This is a genomic window from Klebsiella sp. YJ (assembly GCF_002108615.1).
Classification (GTDB): domain Bacteria; phylum Pseudomonadota; class Gammaproteobacteria; order Enterobacterales; family Enterobacteriaceae; genus Klebsiella; species Klebsiella planticola.
The window spans coordinates 1-5654 of record NZ_MTEG01000072.1 but is presented as its reverse complement, the minus strand read 5'-3'; the positions used below and the strand labels follow the sequence as shown (position 1 = coordinate 5654).

The 5654-nt window shown below is 49.4% G+C and carries 7 protein-coding genes; 1 reads left to right on the top strand and 6 read right to left on the bottom strand.

All coding sequences use genetic code 11. From position 1 onward, the window contains the following. Positions 1-234: 234 nt before the first annotated feature. Both BV390_RS29920 and BV390_RS29915 read right to left on the bottom strand, forming a co-directional pair. On the bottom strand, positions 235-699 hold the full coding sequence (locus tag BV390_RS29920; protein ID WP_001243598.1) for a methyltransferase family protein: 465 nt from the start codon (positions 697-699) through the stop codon (positions 235-237). A 245-nt stretch (positions 700-944) separates the two neighbouring features. After that, on the bottom strand, positions 945-2603 hold the full coding sequence (locus tag BV390_RS29915) for an FAD-dependent oxidoreductase (RefSeq protein ID WP_000706606.1): 1659 nt from the start codon (positions 2601-2603) through the stop codon (positions 945-947). Between the two features lie 161 nt (positions 2604-2764). Between BV390_RS29915 and BV390_RS29910 the strand changes: the two genes are divergently transcribed. Next, positions 2765-3115 (top strand): ArsR/SmtB family transcription factor, encoded by a 351-nt coding sequence (locus BV390_RS29910; protein ID WP_000928911.1) that lies wholly within the window; start codon positions 2765-2767, stop codon positions 3113-3115. Positions 3116-3419: 304 nt separating this feature from the next. Here BV390_RS29910 and BV390_RS29905 read toward each other — a convergent pair whose 3' ends face one another. From BV390_RS29905 to BV390_RS29890, 4 genes are all read right to left on the bottom strand, one after another. Next, positions 3420-3896 (bottom strand): Dps family protein, encoded by a 477-nt coding sequence (locus tag BV390_RS29905; RefSeq protein ID WP_000043177.1) that lies wholly within the window; start codon positions 3894-3896, stop codon positions 3420-3422. A 114-nt stretch (positions 3897-4010) separates the two neighbouring features. Then, complete coding sequence (locus BV390_RS31770; protein WP_016241611.1) at positions 4011-4448, bottom strand: PaaI family thioesterase; 438 nt, start codon at positions 4446-4448, stop codon at positions 4011-4013. 160 nt (positions 4449-4608) lie between these two features. Beyond that, positions 4609-5070, bottom strand: a complete 462-nt coding sequence (locus tag BV390_RS29895; protein ID WP_000626969.1) for a NifB/NifX family molybdenum-iron cluster-binding protein — start codon at positions 5068-5070, stop codon at positions 4609-4611. Then, on the bottom strand, positions 5045-5365 hold the full coding sequence (locus tag BV390_RS29890; protein ID WP_001137910.1) for a DUF134 domain-containing protein: 321 nt from the start codon (positions 5363-5365) through the stop codon (positions 5045-5047). The genes BV390_RS29895 and BV390_RS29890 overlap by 26 nt, the downstream gene beginning before the upstream one ends. Positions 5366-5654: the final 289 nt, after the last annotated feature.

Sequence of the window (5654 nt, the reverse complement as noted above, 5' to 3'; positions counted from 1 at the left end):
GGCTGATTCGATGTGTTTGCGGGAAAAAAATCGGCCCAGATCCGCGAAATTTTAATCAGCGAGTCAGCTTGGGAAGAAATGACCTGCTTATTCGCACCTTCCCTAAGGTACCAGCACTGGCTCAATGGCTACATACGGCACCTGGTTTACGATTACGATATAAAAGCTCAAGGATGATGAATTCTTTTCTTTATGATTTCGACGTTATTTGTCTCCTGCAACACCACGGGGTTGCTATAACCAGCGACGAACCCGTTGGGTATAGCGTTCCCATTCCAACCCGAAACGTTTTCGAAGCTGTACCTCTTCAACATGGATATGTAATCTGGCTACTACAAACATAAACAACGGTACAGCAAGTATCCCCACCAGGCTGCCAAAGCAGAGAGCAACGGATAACTGGAGCCCGCTCATTCCAAGGTAAATAGGGTTTCGACTCCATGCGTAACAACCGACAGTTACCAGCTTGGTGGTTCTATCCGGATGAAGCGGATTAAGCGTCGTGCCGTTCGTGCTCATCTGCCAAGCGGTGTGCAGTATCATGGTAATACAAACACCGGTCAGCAACACGCTTAGCACTATATTCACGATGTCGAAGGTAAAACGCGGGATTGCAGTCAACACATCAGTGACGAAAAACAGCAATAAGATGAGTGGGGGCGGAAACCATACTCTCAATCGAGTCACGAAGTTACGCATTACACAGACCTATCTCTGAACTAAGCAGCCTGATGGCTGCAAAATGAAAATCCAGTCCTTGCCATTCCTATAGTGACCATGAATCTGACATTATATGCCTGATCTGAAAAGTTATTTTTTTCATAACCGTCCTTATAACGGTGCGGGGTCAGTCCACACCTCTGTTCAGGTGAACAAATTCAGCAGACCACTTCACTGTTAAACCTGTGGCGATTCAGGGTGCCATGTGTATGGCACCTCATCTCTTATTTACTTATTGACTCCGTTACCGCCTGCCAGGTTATAAAGCCACCACTCAGATTATATGTCCTGAAGCCGTGGGCCTGAAGAATACGGTATGCCACATGCCCGCGCAGGCCACTCTGGCACCCTATAAAAATCTCTTTATCTTTAGGCACTTTTTCAAGATTCTCCCGCAGGGAATCCAGTGGAATGGATAGCGCGTCAGGATATTCGCCAAATTGTTTCAGTTCGGCAGGAGAGCGAATATCAAGTAAACAATAACTGCCCGGTTCCCGTTGTAACACATCGCTGACATGACATATGACCGTATCTCCTTTCATTACATTTGTCGCCACCATACCAGCCTGGTTAACGACGTCCCTTGCACTGTTAAAAGGTGGAGCATAAGTCAGCTCAAGATGTTCGAGATCGTTGACGGTAAGCCCCGCGCGCTGTGCGACAGACAGGACATCGATGCGTTTATCAACCCCTTTTTTCCCTGATGCCTGAGCCCCGAGAATTTTACCGGTATCGGGGCTGAACAGCAGTTTCAGACTGATCATCGTTGCCCCCGGGTAGTAACCGGCATGATCAGCGGCATGGACGTAAACCTTCTCGTATCGGGTGCCATGAACTTTCAGCTGCTTTTCATTCGCACCGACGCTGCCAATACTCAGCGAAAATACCTTACAAATGGATGTCCCCTGACTGCCATGGTAAAGGCTGTGACGATCTAGCATGTTATCAGCAGCAATGCGTCCCTGGCGGTTGGCGGGCCCTGCCAGAGGAAAATTAGCGGGTTCCTGAAAGACAAAGTCTGGAGTTTCAACGGCATCCCCCACGGCGTAGATGTCAGGGATACTGGTCTGCATACAGGCATTGACGCTTATGCCTCCCCGTTTACCCACTGCGAGCCCGGCTCCTGTGGCAAGGCTGTTCTCAGGTTTTACCCCGATGGCGAGAATAACCATGTCGGTCTGCAGAAACCCACCCTCAGACAGTGCAACGCGGAATCCCGTCTCTGTCCGCAGTACCTCGGTGAGCGCCGTTCTGAGACGCAGATCCACGCCATGACTCCGGATTTCCTGATGCAGGGCAGATGCCATTTCAGGATCAACCGGAGCCATAACCTGTTCCCCCATCTCCAGCAGGGTCACACTGATCCCCCGTTCGCTCAGAGCCTCCATCACTTCAAGTCCGATAAATCCCCCCCCGACAAGCGTGGTGTGAGCTACGTGATGTTGCTCAATCCACCCCAGGATAGCATCCATGTCAGTAAGATTTCGCAGCGTAAAGACACCCTCTTCCTGTAGCCCGGGCAAAGGAGGGACAACCGGAGCGGCGCCGGTACTGAGGAGCAGACGATCCCATTCTTCGCTATAGACCTCCCCTGAGGTCAGATTTTTAACCGTCACCGTTTTATTAACCGGATCCACTGACGTCACTTCATGACAGATACGGACGTCTATGTTAAAGCGGGATTTAAAATCCTCCGGGGTTTTCAGAATCAGTGACTGCCTTAAAGGAATTTTTCCGCCTATATGATAAGGTAATCCACAGTTGGCGAAAGAGACATCGCTTCCCCGTTCAAACACAACAATACTGACATCCTCTGATAACCGACGAGCTCTGGCTGCAGCGGATGCCCCGCCGGCAACACCACCAACAATCACTATTTTCATTACATCCTCTCTGTTCACCCGGGGCAAAAATGCCTGCCAGATATAATCGTTTCCCCGGGCCGGCAGGACGCTGCAGACCTGACGAACACGATGGCAAAATTACGATACCGTTAGTATACTAAATTATATTATATAAAAACACATAGTATGAGAAATCAGCAATGCTCATGAATGAAGACACAAAACGTCAGACAGATATGAAGAATGCGGCCCTGAGGGCAGCAGATGTCTTACGGGGACTGGCCAACAGCGACCGGTTGCTGTTGATGTGTCAGTTAAGCCTGGGGGAAGCGAATGTGGCCGGGCTGGAAGCGGCGGTCGGTATCACTCAGCCGACCCTGTCCCAGCAGCTGGGTGTAATGCGCCGCCTGAAGCTGGTCGAGACCCGACGGGCAGGTAAAATGGTATATTACCGTATTGAGGATAACCGTATCATGACGTTGTTAAATACCTTATATGATCTCTACTGCCCGCAGGCAGGCACCGGTAAAGGAAGCCATAACAACGAATAATATGATCCTGCTTTCCCCGTAAACCGTTTTATCCATGCATCATTAACCCTGTTCAGGCTGTGAAATGCCAGACCGGAACCTGCGATACCTTAACGGGAAAACAACAGTGGTCCGGATATACCAGCCGATGATGCCCGTCACGGACTGTATTTCTCGTTCACGCATTCACTGATTAACCCACTGATTCAATGGTGTTTAATACTGTGACGGTCAGAAAAAACAGCCACAGGAACACGGATGATTCTGCACTGTCAGTAATAGCCTGTGGCTGACAAACCGTTTTTTCTGCTGCCACGGGGTGACATTATTCAAGCAGGCTACGCAACATCCAGGCAGTTTTCTCATGTAACTGGATACGTTGTGTAAGCAGATCTGCTGTGGCTTCATCATTCGCATTATTAACGAGCGGGAACAGGGAGCGTGCAGTTTTAACCACGGTCTCCTGGCCCTGGACAAGATTTTCAATCATGTTTTTTGCTGCCGGAATATCCTTATCTTCATTAACCGCTGTTAAACGTGAAAATTCATGATATGTGCCGGGCGCGAAGCATCCGAGCGAGCGTATACGTTCAGCGATATCATCAACGGCAGTGGCCAGCTCATTGTATTGATTTTCAAACATTAAATGTAAGCTGTTAAACATGGGGCCAGTTACATTCCAGTGATAGTAATGTGTTTTTATATACAGGGTATAGGTGTCAGCAAGAAGCCGGGACAGGCCGTCTGCAATCTCCACCCGGGATGATTCAGCAATACCAATATCAATGATTTGTTTACTCATAACTACCTCTTACACGGTTTCAGTGGAATATACGATATGCGATTATTCTTTCCGGTCTGAGCAAAACACGCCTCAAATTTTTATAATAACCAGGTACACCTGTCGTCTGTCACACTAGCGATGCGCCAGAGCAATATCCTGCGACGGAACAATGAATTTCGCCGTGGCACGTGCCACTGTCTGCTGTCCTTTTGTCAGCCATGCTTCAAGCAGGTAAATCCCCCTGCGTTGCCCAAGCAGTCTGGCACATACCATCAGTTTGTCTCCGGTACAAACGGGTGAAATGAATCTTACCGTCAGTTCAGCCGTCAGGGCTTGCACACCCTGCATGAACAAACAATGAGTCATTGCTGCATCCAGCAGGGTACTCGTCATTCCGCCATGTAAAAGACCCGTATACCCCTGATGCCTGTGATTGGCCGTGTAGTCCGCACATACAGAGCCATCCGGGTGCTCTGAAAACATTAAGTTCACCGTATCAGGGTTGTTGTCGCGGGAACTACAGACCATACAACAGGTATGGGCCTTTCTGGCATCAAGATAACAATTCATCTGTTTCTGCTCAGCGTCCGGTTGTACTGACGGGAGGCATCCGGAATTCAGTCAGCTGAGGGGCTCCCCCGGCATCATTACTGCCTCCTCCACACATTCCGGCTCCTGGTTTATACACAATACGGGTCTGATAAAAATCACCGCCCGTGATGAAATAAACTCATGAATGGCAACAGCGCCCGTTTCCGTGATGATGCTGACGCCCACCCTGGCACGCATTTTCTGCTGTGTTCCCGTCAGAGTGACAGCATTTTTTCCCTTTCGCCTCATGATGAAAGGACTGGCGTCCCTGCTCCGGCTTATTCAGTTCAGTCAGAACACGGGTATCCGGATCACACAGTTCAGTGAACAAACGACGACCACAGTCAGTCTGGTACACCGCGATCTGATGCCCCAGTAATTTACCCAGCATCCGTTCCCCGATGTTACGGACCACAACGCGGCTGACTTGCTGTTGAACCAGCAGGTCAACCAGCTTCCGTTTACCTGAACAATCTGCGCCCAGCGCGGGATTTTCTGTCCGGCTGAGCTCCACACCGCGCTCATCCACCAGGACAAGGTGACTCGCTTTGGTAAAATGATTTGCTACCCGGTCGTCATTCACTGGAATGGCTGTGATCATCTTGTGTAACTCCTTCCCTTTCAGAGTGCATTATTAAGGCCTTGCCCTGAGTGAGACAGTCCACAACCTTAAAACGGGCTGCTTTCAGGACATTGGCCAGTGTCTGCCTTGAAACCCCCATTGCAACAGCCGCTTCCTGCTGTTGCATGCCCAGTAAATCGACCAGCCGTAACGCTTCAAACTCATCTTCTTTTAAATGAACATGTTCAAGCTGGCTCATCGGTCGCGCATTGGGCTTAAAACAGGTATCCGCAGGGCGGCCACAGATGTTACGGGGAATTCTGGGTCTTGGCATGAAGGCTCCTTATTGGCATATGCTATATATACACTCATAAACTGGCATATGCAATATACTCTGCTCACCGGTGGAGAATTTTTTGCTTTACCCTGGAGTCTGTAAGTGGGCAGCAGGTCATGAGAGATGAAGAGAAAGAAAACAGATACTGTATGAGACTCAATTTAAAGTGCTGCCATAAGGGGGTCGTCTCAGAAAACGGAATCTATGGTCACTCCCGTTTTTGCAACACCGATTTTGACGACAAGTTGGCTTGCTTGAATCTATCCGGCGTCTGAATGGGATTTTA

What these genes read in the sequence shown, in the direction of transcription:
- BV390_RS29920 (WP_001243598.1), bottom strand. Translation starts at nt 699, where the DNA reads ATGCGTAACTTCGTGACTCGATTGAGAGTATGGTTTCCGCCCCCACTC.
- BV390_RS29915 (WP_000706606.1), bottom strand. Translation starts at nt 2,603, where the DNA reads ATGAAAATAGTGATTGTTGGTGGTGTTGCCGGCGGGGCATCCGCTGCA.
- BV390_RS29910 (WP_000928911.1), top strand. Translation starts at nt 2,765, where the DNA reads ATGCTCATGAATGAAGACACAAAACGTCAGACAGATATGAAGAATGCG.
- BV390_RS29905 (WP_000043177.1), bottom strand. Translation starts at nt 3,896, where the DNA reads ATGAGTAAACAAATCATTGATATTGGTATTGCTGAATCATCCCGGGTG.
- BV390_RS31770 (WP_016241611.1), bottom strand. Translation starts at nt 4,448, where the DNA reads ATGAATTGTTATCTTGATGCCAGAAAGGCCCATACCTGTTGTATGGTC.
- BV390_RS29895 (WP_000626969.1), bottom strand. Translation starts at nt 5,070, where the DNA reads ATGATCACAGCCATTCCAGTGAATGACGACCGGGTAGCAAATCATTTT.
- BV390_RS29890 (WP_001137910.1), bottom strand. Translation starts at nt 5,365, where the DNA reads ATGCCAAGACCCAGAATTCCCCGTAACATCTGTGGCCGCCCTGCGGAT.